The following is a 14,308-nucleotide window of genomic DNA, read 5'->3' on the forward strand; positions in this document are numbered from 1 at the left end:
GCAAATCGCACCCTCGCGCGCCCAGGACAATTCCCATGAACAGCTTCATCGCCGTCGTCCTCGTCTGCGCCAACGGCATCCCGCAGCAGGCCTGCACCGACGACAAGGCGAGCGAGGTGCGCAAGGTGCGCGTGGCCAACGAGCTCGGCTGCACCAACGGCTGGCAGGAGATCATCGCCCGCACCGACCTCAGCGCCGAGATCGGCAAGACCGCCTACCTCAAGACCGAATGCCGGCGGGTGAAGCAGGCGGACTGATCTTCGCGACGACTCCGGCGTGGAGCTATCGGTCGTACTTCACGTAGGCGAAGCGCGGATCGGTGGGCGTGCCTTCGAGGGCGCCGCCCTCGGTGCCGGGCTGCCAGCTCACCACCTCCTCGATCTTCCTGGCCAGGGCGAAGTCCTTCTCGGTGACGCCCTTGGCGGCATGGTTGGTGAGGCGCACCTCGACCCAGGCGTAGGAGGCGGTGAGATCCGGGTGGTGCCAGGCGGCCTCGGCCAGGTGCCCGACCGTGTTGATGACCATGAGCGTGCCCTTCCAGCTCGCGGTCTTGTAGGTGCGCTTGATCCAGCCGCCCTCGTAGGTCCACTGCGGCAGCTCGGCACCGAGGCGCTGGGTGATGGTGGCGTCGTCGAGGACGTCGTCGCGGGTTCCGGCCATGATCGGGTCGCTCCTGTCGAGAGAGGGGGTGGCACGACCCTGCGCCGGGGGGCGGCCTCGGGGCAAGATCGAACGGCGACGTGAGGCTTTCGATCGCGGCACCTGCGCGCCGACGTCGCGCTCGGGCCGGGCCGCCAGGGCGACCGGGACACCCGGGCCGTGTGGACGCGGTGGCGGGGCCACTCTATCTAGACCGGCAATAAGCTGCATGACGGCGCGACCGGTCCAGCCGCGTCGGGCGATCGTGCGGCCCTGAGCGAAGAATCACCGGGGAAGGATGCGGTCATGCTGTCACGGCGCGAGTTGCTGGCGACGGCGTCGCTGTGGTCCCTCGCCGGATCCCTCGCCGGATCCCTGGCCGGGTCGCTCGCCGTCGCGCGGCCGGCCGTGGCCGCGCCCAGGTCGGTCAGCGTCGGCAGCCTTCCGTTCGGCACCGTCTCCTGGGAGGCCGCCGTCATCAAGGCGCGCGGCCTCGACGCGGCCAACGGCTTTTCCCTCGACGTCGTCAAGCTCGCCGGCAACGACGCGGCGCGCATCGCCTTCATGGGCGGCCAGGTCGACACCATCGTCGGCGACCTCCTGTGGGCGGCGCGGCTCGGCAACGACGGCCGTCCGGTGCGGTTCATGCCCTATTCCACCACGGAGGGCTCACTGATGGTGGCGGCCGGGAGCGGGATCGCCTCGCTCAAGGATCTCGCCGGCAAGCGCCTCGGCGTCGCCGGCGGCCCCCTCGACAAGAACTGGCTGCTCCTCAAGGCGCAGGCCCGCGACGTGGCCGGCATCGACCTCGAGTCGGTGGCCAACGTCGCCTTCGGCGCGCCGCCGCTGCTGGCACTGAAGCTGGAACAGGGCGAACTCGACGCAGGCCTGCTCTACTGGACCTATTGCGCCCGCCTCGAGCCCAAGGGCTTTCGCCGGCTGATCGGAGCCGACGAGATCATGCGCGGTTTCGGCGCCACCGGGTCGATCGCCCTGATCGGCTACCTGTTCGACGCGGGCACCGTGAAGGCCAAGCCCGAGGCGATCGCCGGGTTCGCCCGGGCCTCGAAGGCCGCCAAGGCGCTGCTGGCCACCGACCCCTCCGCCTGGGAGATCGTGAGGCCGTTGATGTCGGCCGAGGACGCGCCGACCTTCGAGGCGCTCAAGCGCGACTTCCTCGCCGGCATCCCGCAGCGTGCCCTCGACACCGAGCGCTCGGACGGCGAACGCCTCTACGGCGTGCTGGCCAGGCTCGGGGGCGAGCGCCTCGTCGGAGCGGGCAAGACCCTGCCGGCCGGGCTCTATTTCGACGGCACCGCCTGAGTTGGCCGCCTCGACATGCCCGACATGATCCTGCGGCGGACCGCGGCCACGCCGCCATCACGGACCCGGCGGTAAGCTCATGGGCTTTGCCACCCGCCTCGTCTCGGTGCTCGTGCTGCTGGCCGGCTGGCAGGTCGCGGCCATGCTCGCGGACTCACGCCTGCTGCCCGCCCCCCTGACCATCCTGGCGTTCATCGTATCCGAATCGGCCACCGGCGACCTCTGGCGCAACGTCGGCCTGACCCTGGCGCGGGTGGGCGTATCCTTCCTCATCGCCATGGTACTGGGGGTGATCCTCGGCATCGCGCTGGGGCGATTCAGGCGGCTCAACCTCGTCCTCGACACCCCCCTCCTGATCCTGCTCAACACCCCCGCCCTGGTGATCACGGTGCTGGCCTACATCTGGGTCGGGCTCAACGAGGGGGCGGCGGTGCTGGCCGTCGTCCTCAACAAGCTGCCCAACGTGGCGGTGATCCTGCGCGAGGGTGCCCGCGGCCTCGATCCGCAGCTGGAGGAGATGGCCCGGACCTACCGCTTCGACCGGCGCACGTGGATCGCGCACGTCTTGGTGCCGCAACTCCAGCCGTTCGTGGTGGCCGCGGCACGCTCGGGGCTGTCGCTGTCCTGGAAGATCGTCCTGGTGATCGAGCTGCTGGGCCGGCCCAACGGCGTCGGCTTCGCCATCAACTTCTACTTCGTGCAGAGCCTGAACGTCGCGGCGATCGTCGGCTACAGCATCGTCTTCATGAGCGTGATGATCGCCATCGACATCCTGATCCTGCAGAGGCTCGAGGCCCATGTCCGACGCTGGCGCTGACGTGCGTGCGGACTCTCGGGCGGCGGGCGAGGTCGTCCTGTCGGTCGCCATCCGCCGCAAGGTCTACGGCGGCACCGGCCCGGAGCCGGTGGAGGCGGTGCGCGACCTCGCCTTCTCGGTCGTCGCCGGCGAGATCGCCTGCCTGATCGGACCGTCGGGGGCGGGCAAGACCACGACCCTGCGCATCCTGCTCGGCCTCGACCTCGATTACGAGGGCAGCGTCGTGCCCGATCCGGCCGGGGCCGGCATCGGCATGGTGTTCCAGGAGCCGCGCCTGATGCCGTGGCGCACGGTGGAGCAGAACGTGCGGCTCGCGTTGCCGCGCCCGCAGCGTGGCCGCGACCTCGATGCCCTATTCGACTCCCTCGGCCTCTCTCCCTGGCGCGGCCGCTACCCGCGCGCCCTCTCGCTGGGCATGGCGCGCCGGGTGGCCCTGGCACGGGCGCTGGCGCTGGCGCCGCGGATCCTGATCCTCGACGAACCCTTCGTGTCCCTCGACGACGCCTCGGCCGCCGCGCTGCGGGCGATCGTGGTGGAGAGCGTGACCCGCGCAGGCGTGAGCGTGCTGATGGTGACCCACAACGTCGCCGAGGCGATCGAGATGGCCGACCGCCTCCTGCTGCTCTCGGGCCGGCCGGCGAGCCTGGTGGCGACGATTCCCCTCGATCGCCCGCGCTCAGACCGACCGCGCAGCTGGACCGAGGAAACCCGCCGGGACCTCGCGACTCGCTTTCCCGGCATCATCGCGGCCTGAGATCGCGCACGGGAGGCGAAAAAGTACCGCCTCAGAGCCTTCCGGCGCGGCCGGGGGCGATCACGGTTTCGTCGGCGGGTTCTGCGGCGAGAAGGCGCACACACGATCAGATCGTGCGAAATCGAGACCGCGGACGCGATCGCGCGCCCTGAATCGCGTCACCCATTGACTGCCGCCATCATGCAACATGTTGCATCCAATTGCCGTCCACGGCCGTGCGGGTATCGAAACGATTGTCGAGACGCACCGCGACGGGCCCTTCGGCCCCTCGAACGGCATGGAGAGCAAAGGGAGACCGGCGAGACATGCAAGGAGCGCATGAACAAAGGGGTCGTTGCTATAAATCGCTTTATCGCCCCTCGTCTTCTTTTTGCGCTGCACCATTCGATTTTGCGGGGCGAAGACCGGGCCCGCCGAGACAAACCGTCAACCATCACTGTCCCGGCCGCACCGCTGAGCTTTGGCGAAGCGTGTTGACGCCGCCCGTTTTTTTCTTAGAGTTCATTCAAGCTTTGGTTTTGAGGGGCGCCGCAAAGGGATAGCGGGGTCCGGCCGGCAAAGACGGAAGGCAGCGAAAAGGTTCGTTGCCGGAAGGGTTTGGCGAAGCCACCGAGGCGATCGAGTCCCAGTCGCAAACAGCAGGTCGCACCGGACATGCCGCTCATGCGAGCGGATGACGGCTGTAAAGACTTGTCGGAGGAATGCATGAGAGCGGTCCATCTTCTCGCACTCGGCGCCGGCCTGATGGCTTCGGCCCCGGCTTTCGCCAACGAAGACGTCCTGAAGCGCACGGCCAACCCGGCCGAGCAGGTCCTTCAGACCGTCGACTACGCCAACACCCGCTATTCGAAGCTCGACCAGATCAACGCCGGCAACGTCAAGAACCTGCAGGTGGCCTGGACGTTCTCGACCGGCGTGCTGCGCGGTCACGAGGGTTCGCCCCTCGTCGTGGGCAACGTGATGTTCGTCCACACCCCCTTCCCGAACATCGTGTACGCCCTCGATCTCGATCAGGACGGCAAGATCCTCTGGAAGTACGAGCCCAAGCAGGACCCGAGCGTCATCCCGGTGATGTGCTGTGACACGGTCAACCGTGGCCTGGCCTACGCCGACGGCGCCATCATCCTGCACCAGGCCGACACCACCGTCGTCTCGCTCGACGCCAAGTCCGGCAAGGTGAACTGGTCCGTCGTCAACGGCGACCCCAAGAAGGGTGAGACCAACACCGCCACCGTCCTGCCCGTCAAGGACAAGATCATCGTCGGCATCTCCGGCGGCGAGTTCGGCGTGCAGTGCCACGTCACCGCCTACGACGCCAAGAGCGGCAAGAAGGTGTGGCGCGGTTACTCGGTCGGCACCGACGAGCAGCTGATCATCGACCCGGCCAAGACGACCCACCTCGGCAAGCCGGTCGGCAAGGACTCCTCCATCACCACCTGGGAAGGTGACCAGTGGAAGACCGGCGGCGGCTGCACCTGGGGCTGGTTCTCCTACGACCCCAAGCTGAACGCCATGTACTACGGCTCGGGCAACCCCTCGACCTGGAACCCCAAGCAGCGTCCCGGCGACAACAAGTGGTCCATGACCGTCTTCGCCCGTGACGTCGACACCGGCATGACCAAGTGGGTCTACCAGATGACCCCCCACGACGAGTGGGATTACGACGGCATCAACGAGATGATCCTCACCGACCAGAAGGTCGATGGTAAGGACCGTCCGCTGCTGACGCACTTCGACCGTAACGGCTTCGGCTACACCCTCGATCGCGCCACCGGCGAGCTCCTCGTCGCCGAGAAGTTCGATCCGGTCGTGAACTGGGCCTCCAAGGTCGACATGGACAAGGGCTCGAAGACCTACGGTCGTCCGCTCGTCCAGGCCAAGTACTCCACCGAGCAGAACGGTGAAGATACCAACTCCAAGGGTATCTGCCCCGCCGCTCTCGGCACCAAGGACCAGCAGCCTGCTGCGTTCTCCCCGAAGACCAACCTGTTCTACGTCCCCACCAACCACGTCTGCATGGACTACGAGCCGTTCCGGGTGACCTACACCCCGGGCCAGCCCTACGTCGGTGCCACGCTCGCCATGTACCCGGCTCCGGGCAGCCATGGCGGCATGGGTAACTTCATCGCCTGGGACAACATCAAGGGTAAGATCGCCTGGTCCAACGCCGAGCAGTTCTCGGTCTGGTCCGGTGCTCTCGCCACCGCCGGTGACATCGTGTTCTACGGTACCCTCGAGGGCTACCTGAAGGCCGTCGACGCCAAGTCGGGTAAGGAACTCTACAAGTTCAAGACCCCGTCGGGCATCATCGGTAACGTGATGACCTACCAGCACAAGGGCAAGCAGTTCGTCGGCATCCTGTCGGGTGTCGGTGGATGGGCCGGCATCGGCCTCGCCGCCGGTCTGACCGATCCGAACGCCGGCCTCGGTGCGGTGGGTGGCTACGCCGCTCTGTCGAACTACACCAACCTCGGCGGTCAGCTCACCGTGTTCGCTCTGCCGAACTAATCGGTCGCACGACAAGTTGAACCTTAGGGTGCCGGCGCGGGTTTCCGCGCCGGCACCTTTATGATTAGATCACCTCAAGAATGGTCGTGACATCCGGCATGTTGGCCGATGTGATATACAAGATGGGAGAAACGTCGTTGCACTACCTGAGCAAAGCAGCAATCCGTCCGGTCCTGGCCTTTGTCGCCCTCGCGTCCATCGCGACACTGTCGGTCCACGCTCAAGATGCGAAGCCCGCCAATGCGGCTCTGGCGAACCAGCTCGACCCGAACGACAAATCCGGTGAGCAGGACCCGAAGCTTCTCGACAAGTATCAGGCGGTCAAGGTCGAAGACGGCAAGTACATCGACAAGGACGGCGCCCCGACCTACCACATCTCCAACGACGGCAAGAAGTTCGACTGGTACGCCTACTCGGGCTACCGCCGCTACCATGCCGAATGCCACGTCTGCCACGGCCCCGATGCCATGGGCTCGACCTATGCGCCGGCCCTGAAGGACTCGCTCAAGCGCCTGTCCTACGAGGAGTTCGTCGGTATCATCGCGGGTGGCAAGAAGAACGAGAGCGCGGGCGGCCAGAGCGTGATGCCGGCGTTCGGCGACAACAAGAACGTCATGTGCTACGCCGACGACCTCTACGTGTACCTGAAGGCCCGTGCATCCGGTGCGATGCCGCGCATCCGTCCGGGCGACAAGGAAGAGAAGCCCGAGGCTGCCCGTGCGGCCGAAAAGGAATGCCTGGGCGGCTGATGATGCGCCCGGCACTCCGGAACGCCATCGCGCTCCTGCTGGTGACGGCAGGGGCGCTTCCGGCCCGTTCACAGACGCTCCCCGACCTCGTGACGCCGGACGTGCTGCGCGTCTGCGGGGATCCGGGCAACATGCCGTTCTCGGACCGGCGCGAGAACGGTTTTGAGAACAGGATCGCCGCCATCATCGGCGACGAGCTCAAGGTGAAGGTCCGGTACTACTGGCTGACGCAGGGACCGGGGTTCGTTCGCAACACCCTCGGTACCGGTCTGTGCGACCTCATCATCGGGTCGACCTCCGGCGCCGAAGGCGTTCAGAACACCAACCCCTATTACCGTTCGGCCTATGCGCTGATCACCCGCCGGGGGGAGTACGACGGCGTCACGCGCCTCGACGACCCCAAGCTCAAGGACAAGAGCATCGGCGTGATCGCCGGAACGCCGCCGGTCTCGCGGATGGGCGAGATCGGGCTGATCGGGAAGATGCGGACCTACGCGCCCTACCAGCTCGATCCCGGCCGCAAGCACCAGACGGTGTCCGCCGAGATCGTAGCCGACCTCGCGGAGAAGAAGCTCGATGCCGCCGTCCTGTGGGGGCCTGCCGCCGGCTGGCTCGCCAAGCAGAGCGGCGTCGGGATGGACGTGGTCCCGCTCCTCAACGAGCCGGAGCGCCCACCCCTGAGCTTCCGGATCGCCATGGGCGTCCGCCTCGAGGAGAACGACTGGAAGCGCAGCCTCAACGCGGTCCTGCGCAAGCGCCGGGCCGATATCGAAGCGGTGCTGCGGGAGTTCGAGGTTCCGCTCCTGGCGGAAGAAGGCAACACCCTTCTCGAACCCTCGAAATAATCCCGGTCCGGCCGGCGACGACGAAAGGCCGGTTCCGCGAACCGGCCTTTTTTCTGTCACGCCATCCGTTCGATCCCGGTGGCGTCGAGCGCTGACAGGGCCTGCGTAACGGTCACCGGGCCGATCATGAGGTCGGGCGCGATTTCGGCCAGGGGGACGAGGACGAAGGCGCGTTCGCGCACGAACCGGTGCGGCAGCACCAGCCGCTCGTCGGCGATGTCGGCGCCGTCGTAGAAGAGGACGTCGATGTCGATGACCCGTGGCCCCCATCGGCGTTCGCGAACCCGGCCGAGGGCGGTCTCGATGGCCAGCCCCGCTTCGAGCAGGGCATGCGGGCTCAGGGTCGTGTCGACGGCCACGGCGGCATTCAGGAACCAGTCCTGCTCGGTGTCGCCCCAGGGCGGCGTGCGATAGTCGCTCGACCGCGCCGTGATGCGGATGCCGGGCGTCACCGCCAGTCGCGCCACCGCTTCGGCCAGGATCGCCGCCTTGTCGCCGATGTTGCTGCCGAGGCCGAGATAGGCGGCCGTCATGCCGGCACCGCGGAGCGCCGCTGCCGCGCGATCACGACCGAGACCCCGTCGATCACCGCCGGCACCGGCGCGCTCGGCTTGTCCACCCGCACCGTCACGCCGTCGAGGAGGGGGAACCCGTCGAGGAGGGCGGTGGCGATGGCCTCGGCCAGGGCCTCGATCAGGTCGAAGCGCCGCTCCGTGGCGATCCGGACGACGACGGCGGTGAGATCGGCGTAGCTGACCGTGGCGGCGACTGCGTCGGAGCGTCCGGCCGGGCCGAGATCGAGGGTGCAATCGAGGGAGATGTAGAAGCGCTGCCCGATGCGCGCCTCCTCGGCCAGCAGGCCGTGATAGGCGAAGACGGCGATGCGCTCGACGAGGATGTGGTCGGTCATGCCGATGCCGCCTCCAGCGGAGGACGCATCACCGCATCGACGACGCGCAGGGCATCGACATGGGCGCGCACGTCGTGGACGCGCACGATGTCGGCGCCGAGGGTGGCCGAGAGGACATGCGCGGCGATGGATCCCGACAGCCGGTCGGCCGGCCGGGTCTCGCCCTCCTGCAGCCGCCCGAGCAGCGACTTCCGCGAGACGCCCACGAGCACGGGAAAGCCGAGAGCCCGGATCTCGGGGAGGCGCCGCAGGGCCTCGAGATGCTGTGCCCAGCTCTTGCCGAAGCCGATGCCCGGATCGAGGACGATGTCGCGGTCATGGATGCCGGCACGCCGGGCGATCGCCAGGGAGCGTTCGAAGAAGGCCAGCATGTCGGCGACGATGTCGATCCCCGGATCGATGGTCTCGCGGTTGTGCATCACCATCACCGGCGCCCCGTGGGCGGCGGCCACGGTGGCGATGTCGGGCTCGCGTTGCAGGCCCCAGACGTCGTTGACGATGGTGGCTCCCGCCTCCAGGGCGAGGCGGGCGGTGGAGGCCTTGTAGGTATCGATGGAGATCGGCACGCCGAGATGCGGGGCGAGGGCGCGGATCACCGGCAGGACGCGCGCCTGCTCCTCCTCCGCGGTCACCGGGACATGTCCGGGGCGGGTCGACTCGCCGCCGATGTCGACGAGGGCGGCGCCCTCGGTCACCAGGGTCCCGGCCTGGTCCCGGGCCGCGTCGAGGGCCTGGAAGCGACCGCCGTCGGAGAAGGAATCGGGCGTGACGTTGAGGATGCCCATGACCAGGGTGCGGCGCCCGAGGTCCGGAAGCAGCGCGGCGAGGGGCGTTGGAGCTGTCGGCACGGCGTCTCGTCACTCGGGAAGGGGGCATGCCCGGCAGACCCGGACCGCCACCGTGTCATCCCCGCGAAACGGCGCTCATGCAAGGCGAAAACGCGAGGGCGCTGGGCCCGGTCCGCGCTCGCGGACGGACCGACGCCCGGCCCTCAGGTGCTGCCGCGATAGCAGCGGATCTCGGCCTCGGCCTGGGCGCGCCGAAGGTCGGCGACCTGGTCGTCGAACACCTTGGTGGTCTTGAACTGGGCCGTGCGCGCGCCGATGCCCTGGCGCATGGAGAGCACGGTGCTCGCCTGCACGTATTTGTCGTACGGCAGGATCGAGGCGAGGGCGTCCAGCGAGCACGAGCAGCGCGACAGCGCCTCGCGCGACTGGCCGTTGGCCGCCATGCAGCCGAAGATGTAATCGGCCCGCGCCTCGGTGGGGTAGTCGTTCTCGCCGTCCACGGCCAGCGCCGGTCCGGCGAGCATGGCGAGACCGACGAGGGCGCCCGCGGCGCGTTCAACCAGCGTTCTGATCATAGCTCAGCTTCTCCTCGAGGAGTTCTCCGCCCTCCGGGTTCTTGGACTGCGCCTCGATGGAGAGCAGCTCGCCGGGAACGGCCTCGGATGTGACGAAGACGTAGGTCAGGTTGTCGAACCCGCGCATGCGATCCTTCATCCTGTCCTCGACGAAGGGCCTGGTCTCGATGCGCCAGGCATCCACCGTCCGACCCTTGAAGGTCGCCTTGACCGGCGTCACCGTGGCGTTCTCGCGCAGGGACTTGCGGATGGCGTTCTTGATGTAGCGCGGGTTGGCCATCAGGACGCGGGCGAGATCCTTGAGGTGATGCTCCAGGAACAGCGTCATCACCGGATTGCCGGGCATGTCGGTGAAGGGGCCGGCCGGGAAGCGGTTGGCGCCCGAGAACATCTCGACCCGGATGGTGCGGGTGTCGGGGTTGGCCCCCGGGTCGACCATCAGCTTGATGCGGTCGTCGAGGGGAGGGCCGAACGGGGCCTTCTCGATGCCGCTGCGGCGCAGGTAGCCGTAGGTGAGCGTGGTGCCGGGGGCGACGTTCTTCATCTGCGGCTGTTCGAACAGCACGTCGGAGGCGTTGGGCACATCCGCTTTGGCGGCATCCGGCTTGGCAGAGTCCGGCTTGGCAGAGTCCGGCTTGGCCGCCTCCACGGGCGGGGCCCCGGTGGGCGGGGCGGTCTGCGCCAGAGCGGACGATGTCAGGACCGCGATCAGCGCGGCCAGTCCGAAAATCTTCACTGGGGGGCTTCCTCCGTCAGCGGCGAACGGACCGCGCGGTCCGCGTTACTGCCGATGGTGCGATACACGTAGTCGGGCGGGGTCTCGGCCGCTTCCTCGGTGGCGAGTTCGCGGACCTTGGCGTGGAGGGGCGAGAGCGAGCAGGCCGGGTCGGTGGCGGCGGCGTCACCGGCCAGCGCCAGGGCCTGGCAGCGGCAACCGCCCCAGTCCTTCTCGCGCCGGTCGCAGGAGCGGCAGGGCTCCTGCATCCAGTCGGTGCCGCGGTAGGCGGTGAAGGCCGGGGAGTTCGCCCAGATGTCGCCGAGCGAATGATCGGTGACGTACCAGAACTCCAGTTGCTTGATGGTCTCGGCGGCGTGGCAGGGCAGCACCTTGCCGGCCGGGGTGACGTTCATCAGCTTGCGGCCCCAGCCGCCGGCGCAGGCCTTGGGGTATTTCGCATAATAGTCCGGCACCACGAGATCGATGACGAGCTGGCCCTTGAGCCGCTCGCGCGCCGCCTCGACGATCCGGATCGACCGGTCGACCTGGGCCTTGTCCGGCATCAGAGCGGGCCGGTTGACGTAGGCCCAGCCGTAATACTGGGTGTGGGCCACCTCCAGGCGCTTGGCGCCGAGCTTCACCGCGAGGTCGATGAAGCCCTCGACCTCGTGGATATTGCCGCGGTGGATCACGCTGTTGAGCGTCAGCGGCAGGCCGAGCTGCGTCACCCGCTCGGCGAAGGCGAGTTTCTGGGGCTGCGCGTTCTTGAGGCCGCCGATCTTCTCGGCATTGGCGGCATCGACGCCCTGCACCGACAGCTGAACGTGGTCGAGGCCGACGTCGTAGAGCGCGTCGAGCTTGGCGAGCGCGCCGCCGACGCCCGAGGTGATCAGGTTGGAGTAGAGGCCGAGCTTGGCGCAGGTCTCGGTGATCTCGACGATGTCGTTGCGCGCGGTGGGTTCGCCGCCCGAGAGGTGGACGTGCAGCACGCCGAGCCCCGCCGCCTCGGTGAGCACCCGCTGCCAGGTGGCCGTGTCGAGCTCGCCCGAGCGCCGGTCGAGTTCGAGCGGGTTCGAGCAATACGGACAGCGCAGGGGGCAGCGATGCGTCAGCTCCGCCAGCAGCCCGACCGGGGCCGGCAACACGGGACCGGTCGGCGTGACGGCGTTCATCGCTCGAGCACCCGTTTCGTGGCCAGGTCGTTGAGCATCGCCAGGACGTCGACCTCGATCACCGCGCGATCGGCCGCGTATGTCTCGGCGAGCACGCCCGCGATGTCGCGCACCGTGCGCGTGCCGTCCACGAGGGAGAGCACGGCGACGGCGTTGCCGTCGAGGTCGAAGGTGCGCTCGGGCGCCAGCAGCACGTGCTGGCCGCGAACCTCGTCGTGGCGCAGGCGCACGCCGCGGGGCAGGCGCGGCACGTCGGTGGCGCCGATCGTCCCGGTGCCGGCGGCCTGCGTCACCTCGGGCACGAGCCCGGTGCCGGGGGTCCAGGCGTCGGGCGGGATCATGCCCGGCGCGACATAGGCGAAATACAAGGCGTCGAGCTGCGTCCACAGCACGTTGCACTTGAAGGTGAGTGCCGCCATGGCCTTGCGCTGCAGCTCCGGCGTGGTGGCGTGCTGCTTGACGTAGTCGATGGCGAATTCCGCATCGCGCGGCGCCTGGGTGAGGCGCTTGTCGAAATAGGCCAGGGTGTCCTTGGTGATGAAGTCGTAGTTCTTGAGCATCCCCGCGACGCGCTCGGAGATGATGGTCGGCGAGAACATCTCGGTGAGCGACGAGGCGATGGCCTCGAGGAGCGAACGCTCCTTCACGAAGTGGACGTAGGCGTCCACCGAGAAGCGGGTCGCCGACAGGATGCCCTGCGTCGACTCGACGTAGGCGCGTTCGAAGCCCACCCCTTCCGCCAGCTTGAGCCAGCGCTCGATGCCGCCGTCGCCGGGCGCGTCGCCGTCGTGGTCGACGATGCGCTGGCGCCAGACCCGGCGCAGGGAGGCATCCTCCATGCGGGCGAGAACGGCGGCGTCCTTCACCGGGATCATCGCCTGGTAGTAGTAGCGGTTGAGCGCCCAGGCCCGGACCTGATCCTTGTTCAGCTTGCCGTCGTGCAGCAGGCGGTGGAACGGATGCAGGTTGTGGTAGCGGCGGGCGCCGATGTCGCGCAGGGCCGCCTCGATCTCGTCGGGGCCGAGCAGGCGCTGGGCATCTTCGGTCTTGGGAGTCGGGAAGGGCGCGGTCATGGCGTTCGTCCGTTCGAGGCGTTTCCGAATGGTTCGTGGGCGACACCGTCGAGGGTGCCGATCGCGCTATTATATTGCGCATCCTATAAGGACCGGAGAACTAAATTTCCAGGTCCGTCACCGGGCACGCGTCACTCCGCCCTTGGGCGGAAGGAACGCGGGCGCCTCGCACATGACCTAGAGCGTCAGGCTCAATCCGTCATGGGCCACGGTCCAATTCCGGCTCTCGACGCGGTCGCGCTCGACCGAATCCTCGACCAGCACCGGGTTGGTGTTGTTGATATGGACGAAGATGCGCCGACCGATGTCCGTGTCGGCCAGGGCCTCGATCGAGCCGCCCGGACCGGTCATCGGCACATGGCCCATGCGCCAGCCGGTCTTGGTGCCGACCCCGGCCCGGATCATGTCGTCGTCGTGGAGGACGGTGCCGTCGAAGAGGAGCGCGTCGACCCCCGCGATCCGCGCCTTGAGGTCGTCGGTGACGCGAGCGCAGCCAGGGATGTAGGCGAGGCGCTTGGGGCCGGACTCGATCATCGCGCCCACCGTGGTCTCGGTCTCGGCGCCGATCTCCATGGTCTCGTCCTCGAGCCACAGGGGCACCTTGCCGGGCACCGCGAAGAGGGTGACGGTGAGGCCGGGGACCGGCTCGAAGGCGTGGTCGAGACGGATCGGCTCGCGGCGCACCACGTCCGCCGCCATCACGTCGAAGACCCGGTTGCCGTTCACCGAATCGAGGATGCCGGCGGTGCCGTAGAGGGTGAAGGGCTGGCCCTCGCGCAGGGTGAGGAGGCCGGCGACATGGTCGACGTCACCGTTGGTCAGGAGCACGGCATGGATCGGCGAGTGGCGCAGGCCGTCACGCGGATGCAGCACGGCGGTATCGGAGATCTGTTGCCGGATGTCCGGCGAAGCGTTCACCAGGAGCCAGCGTTCTCCATCGGGAGAGACGGCGATGCTCGACTGGGTGCGGGGCTTGACCCGCCCCGACGCCGTGCGGGCGAGGGAACAGATGGGGCAGCGGCAGTTCCACTGGGGAAGGCCGCCGCCCGCGGCGGAACCGAGGATCACGACATGCATGGCGAACCGATGCTATCCTTCAATCCGCTGGTTCCACACGACCTTGGTTACAAGGTCTCAGTTGAAGGTGTCGATCTCGGCCGACTCGTAGCTCGTGACTTCCATGCCGACGCAGATCTCGGAAACGATGGGGGCAGCCCAGGTCATGGTGTTTCTCCAATACAGTTTCTTAAGGGTCGTCAGTGTCCGGATCGACGACTAAGAAGATCGTAAGATACTGACGGCGCAGTCATTTCTGTCGCGGGAGCTGTATCGTCGTTTTACGCCGACTCTTCAAGCGCAAAATTGCCGAATCGTCCCGCTGCGCCATTAGAAAGTTCTCATATCCTGCAGCCTCGCGACAGGGCGGCGCGACGCCGC

At 67.8% G+C, this 14,308-nt stretch carries 17 protein-coding genes; 7 read left to right on the forward strand and 10 right to left on the reverse strand.

What is annotated here, in order from left to right; all coding sequences use genetic code 11:
• Positions 1-35: 35 nt before the first annotated feature.
• The gene (locus tag ASG40_RS18695) at positions 36-257 is read left to right on the forward strand and encodes a hypothetical protein (RefSeq protein ID WP_055889132.1); all 222 of its coding nucleotides are present in this window, start codon (positions 36-38) and stop codon (positions 255-257) included.
• A gap of 25 nt (positions 258-282) precedes the next feature.
• Here the strand turns inward: ASG40_RS18695 and ASG40_RS18700 are convergent, their stop codons facing one another.
• Positions 283-660: a 4a-hydroxytetrahydrobiopterin dehydratase gene (locus ASG40_RS18700; RefSeq protein WP_055889136.1), complete on the reverse strand. Its 378-nt coding sequence runs from the start codon at positions 658-660 to the stop codon at positions 283-285.
• Positions 661-945: 285 nt separating this feature from the next.
• Between ASG40_RS18700 and ASG40_RS18705 the strand changes: the two genes are divergently transcribed.
• From ASG40_RS18705 to xoxJ, 6 genes are all read left to right on the forward strand, one after another.
• Positions 946-1,962 carry an ABC transporter substrate-binding protein gene (locus tag ASG40_RS18705; RefSeq protein WP_055889139.1) on the forward strand — a complete coding sequence of 339 codons (1,017 nt, stop codon included), beginning with the start codon at positions 946-948 and terminating at the stop codon, positions 1,960-1,962.
• 79 nt (positions 1,963-2,041) lie between these two features.
• Positions 2,042-2,779 carry an ABC transporter permease gene (locus ASG40_RS18710; RefSeq protein WP_055889142.1) on the forward strand — a complete coding sequence of 246 codons (738 nt, stop codon included), beginning with the start codon at positions 2,042-2,044 and terminating at the stop codon, positions 2,777-2,779.
• Complete coding sequence (locus tag ASG40_RS18715) at positions 2,760-3,533, forward strand: ABC transporter ATP-binding protein (protein ID WP_055889145.1); 774 nt, start codon at positions 2,760-2,762, stop codon at positions 3,531-3,533. Before ASG40_RS18710 ends, ASG40_RS18715 begins: the two co-directional genes overlap by 20 nt.
• A 705-nt stretch (positions 3,534-4,238) precedes the next feature.
• On the forward strand, positions 4,239-6,041 hold the full coding sequence (gene xoxF5, locus ASG40_RS18720) for a lanthanide-dependent methanol dehydrogenase XoxF5 (protein ID WP_055889148.1): 1,803 nt from the start codon (positions 4,239-4,241) through the stop codon (positions 6,039-6,041).
• 122 nt (positions 6,042-6,163) lie between these two features.
• A complete protein-coding gene (locus ASG40_RS18725) occupies positions 6,164-6,790 on the forward strand; it encodes a c-type cytochrome, methanol metabolism-related (RefSeq protein ID WP_055889444.1) in 627 nt (208 codons plus the stop codon).
• The gene (xoxJ, locus tag ASG40_RS18730; protein ID WP_055889151.1) at positions 6,790-7,635 is read left to right on the forward strand and encodes a rare earth element methanol dehydrogenase accessory protein XoxJ; all 846 of its coding nucleotides are present in this window, start codon (positions 6,790-6,792) and stop codon (positions 7,633-7,635) included. The genes ASG40_RS18725 and xoxJ overlap by 1 nt, the downstream gene beginning before the upstream one ends.
• 56 nt (positions 7,636-7,691) lie before the next feature.
• Here the strand turns inward: xoxJ and folK are convergent, their stop codons facing one another.
• The 9 genes from folK to pqqA form a co-directional block, all read right to left on the reverse strand.
• Positions 7,692-8,168 (reverse strand): 2-amino-4-hydroxy-6-hydroxymethyldihydropteridine diphosphokinase, encoded by a 477-nt coding sequence (gene folK / locus ASG40_RS18735; RefSeq protein WP_055889155.1) that lies wholly within the window; start codon positions 8,166-8,168, stop codon positions 7,692-7,694.
• Complete coding sequence (gene folB, locus ASG40_RS18740; protein ID WP_055889158.1) at positions 8,165-8,545, reverse strand: dihydroneopterin aldolase; 381 nt, start codon at positions 8,543-8,545, stop codon at positions 8,165-8,167. The genes folK and folB overlap by 4 nt, the downstream gene beginning before the upstream one ends.
• Positions 8,542-9,330, reverse strand: a complete 789-nt coding sequence (folP, locus tag ASG40_RS18745) for a dihydropteroate synthase (protein WP_082524150.1) — start codon at positions 9,328-9,330, stop codon at positions 8,542-8,544. Before folP ends, folB begins: the two co-directional genes overlap by 4 nt.
• 206 nt (positions 9,331-9,536) lie before the next feature.
• Complete coding sequence (locus ASG40_RS18750) at positions 9,537-9,908, reverse strand: hypothetical protein (protein WP_055889164.1); 372 nt, start codon at positions 9,906-9,908, stop codon at positions 9,537-9,539.
• A complete protein-coding gene (locus ASG40_RS18755; RefSeq protein ID WP_055889167.1) occupies positions 9,889-10,644 on the reverse strand; it encodes a hypothetical protein in 756 nt (251 codons plus the stop codon). Before ASG40_RS18755 ends, ASG40_RS18750 begins: the two co-directional genes overlap by 20 nt.
• Entirely contained in the window at positions 10,641-11,798 is a 1,158-nt protein-coding gene (gene pqqE, locus ASG40_RS18760) for a pyrroloquinoline quinone biosynthesis protein PqqE (protein WP_055889171.1), read from the reverse strand. Before pqqE ends, ASG40_RS18755 begins: the two co-directional genes overlap by 4 nt.
• Entirely contained in the window at positions 11,795-12,871 is a 1,077-nt protein-coding gene (pqqC, locus tag ASG40_RS18765) for a pyrroloquinoline-quinone synthase PqqC (protein WP_055889174.1), read from the reverse strand. Before pqqC ends, pqqE begins: the two co-directional genes overlap by 4 nt.
• 177 nt (positions 12,872-13,048) lie before the next feature.
• Positions 13,049-13,948, reverse strand: coding sequence for a pyrroloquinoline quinone biosynthesis protein PqqB (gene pqqB, locus ASG40_RS18770; RefSeq protein ID WP_055889177.1), 900 nt, complete (start codon positions 13,946-13,948; stop codon positions 13,049-13,051).
• 57 nt (positions 13,949-14,005) lie between these two features.
• A complete protein-coding gene (gene pqqA / locus ASG40_RS18775) occupies positions 14,006-14,095 on the reverse strand; it encodes a pyrroloquinoline quinone precursor peptide PqqA (RefSeq protein WP_055889187.1) in 90 nt (29 codons plus the stop codon).
• Positions 14,096-14,308: the final 213 nt, after the last annotated feature.

Source organism: Methylobacterium sp. Leaf399 (assembly GCF_001424525.1).
Classification (GTDB): Bacteria; Pseudomonadota; Alphaproteobacteria; order Rhizobiales; family Beijerinckiaceae; genus Methylobacterium.

Bases quoted from the DNA above. Each gene is read 5' to 3' on its own strand.
- ASG40_RS18695 (WP_055889132.1), top strand. From the start codon at position 36: ATGAACAGCTTCATCGCCGTCGTCCTCGTCTGCGCCAACGGCATCCCG.
- ASG40_RS18700 (WP_055889136.1), bottom strand. From the start codon at position 660: ATGGCCGGAACCCGCGACGACGTCCTCGACGACGCCACCATCACCCAG.
- ASG40_RS18705 (WP_055889139.1), top strand. From the start codon at position 946: ATGCTGTCACGGCGCGAGTTGCTGGCGACGGCGTCGCTGTGGTCCCTC.
- ASG40_RS18710 (WP_055889142.1), top strand. From the start codon at position 2,042: ATGGGCTTTGCCACCCGCCTCGTCTCGGTGCTCGTGCTGCTGGCCGGC.
- ASG40_RS18715 (WP_055889145.1), top strand. From the start codon at position 2,760: ATGTCCGACGCTGGCGCTGACGTGCGTGCGGACTCTCGGGCGGCGGGC.
- xoxF5 (WP_055889148.1), top strand. From the start codon at position 4,239: ATGAGAGCGGTCCATCTTCTCGCACTCGGCGCCGGCCTGATGGCTTCG.
- ASG40_RS18725 (WP_055889444.1), top strand. From the start codon at position 6,164: ATGGGAGAAACGTCGTTGCACTACCTGAGCAAAGCAGCAATCCGTCCG.
- xoxJ (WP_055889151.1), top strand. From the start codon at position 6,790: ATGATGCGCCCGGCACTCCGGAACGCCATCGCGCTCCTGCTGGTGACG.
- folK (WP_055889155.1), bottom strand. From the start codon at position 8,168: ATGACGGCCGCCTATCTCGGCCTCGGCAGCAACATCGGCGACAAGGCG.
- folB (WP_055889158.1), bottom strand. From the start codon at position 8,545: ATGACCGACCACATCCTCGTCGAGCGCATCGCCGTCTTCGCCTATCAC.
- folP (WP_082524150.1), bottom strand. From the start codon at position 9,330: ATGGGCATCCTCAACGTCACGCCCGATTCCTTCTCCGACGGCGGTCGC.
- ASG40_RS18750 (WP_055889164.1), bottom strand. From the start codon at position 9,908: ATGATCAGAACGCTGGTTGAACGCGCCGCGGGCGCCCTCGTCGGTCTC.
- pqqE (WP_055889171.1), bottom strand. From the start codon at position 11,798: ATGAACGCCGTCACGCCGACCGGTCCCGTGTTGCCGGCCCCGGTCGGG.
- pqqC (WP_055889174.1), bottom strand. From the start codon at position 12,871: ATGACCGCGCCCTTCCCGACTCCCAAGACCGAAGATGCCCAGCGCCTG.
- pqqB (WP_055889177.1), bottom strand. From the start codon at position 13,948: ATGCATGTCGTGATCCTCGGTTCCGCCGCGGGCGGCGGCCTTCCCCAG.
- pqqA (WP_055889187.1), bottom strand. From the start codon at position 14,095: ATGACCTGGGCTGCCCCCATCGTTTCCGAGATCTGCGTCGGCATGGAA.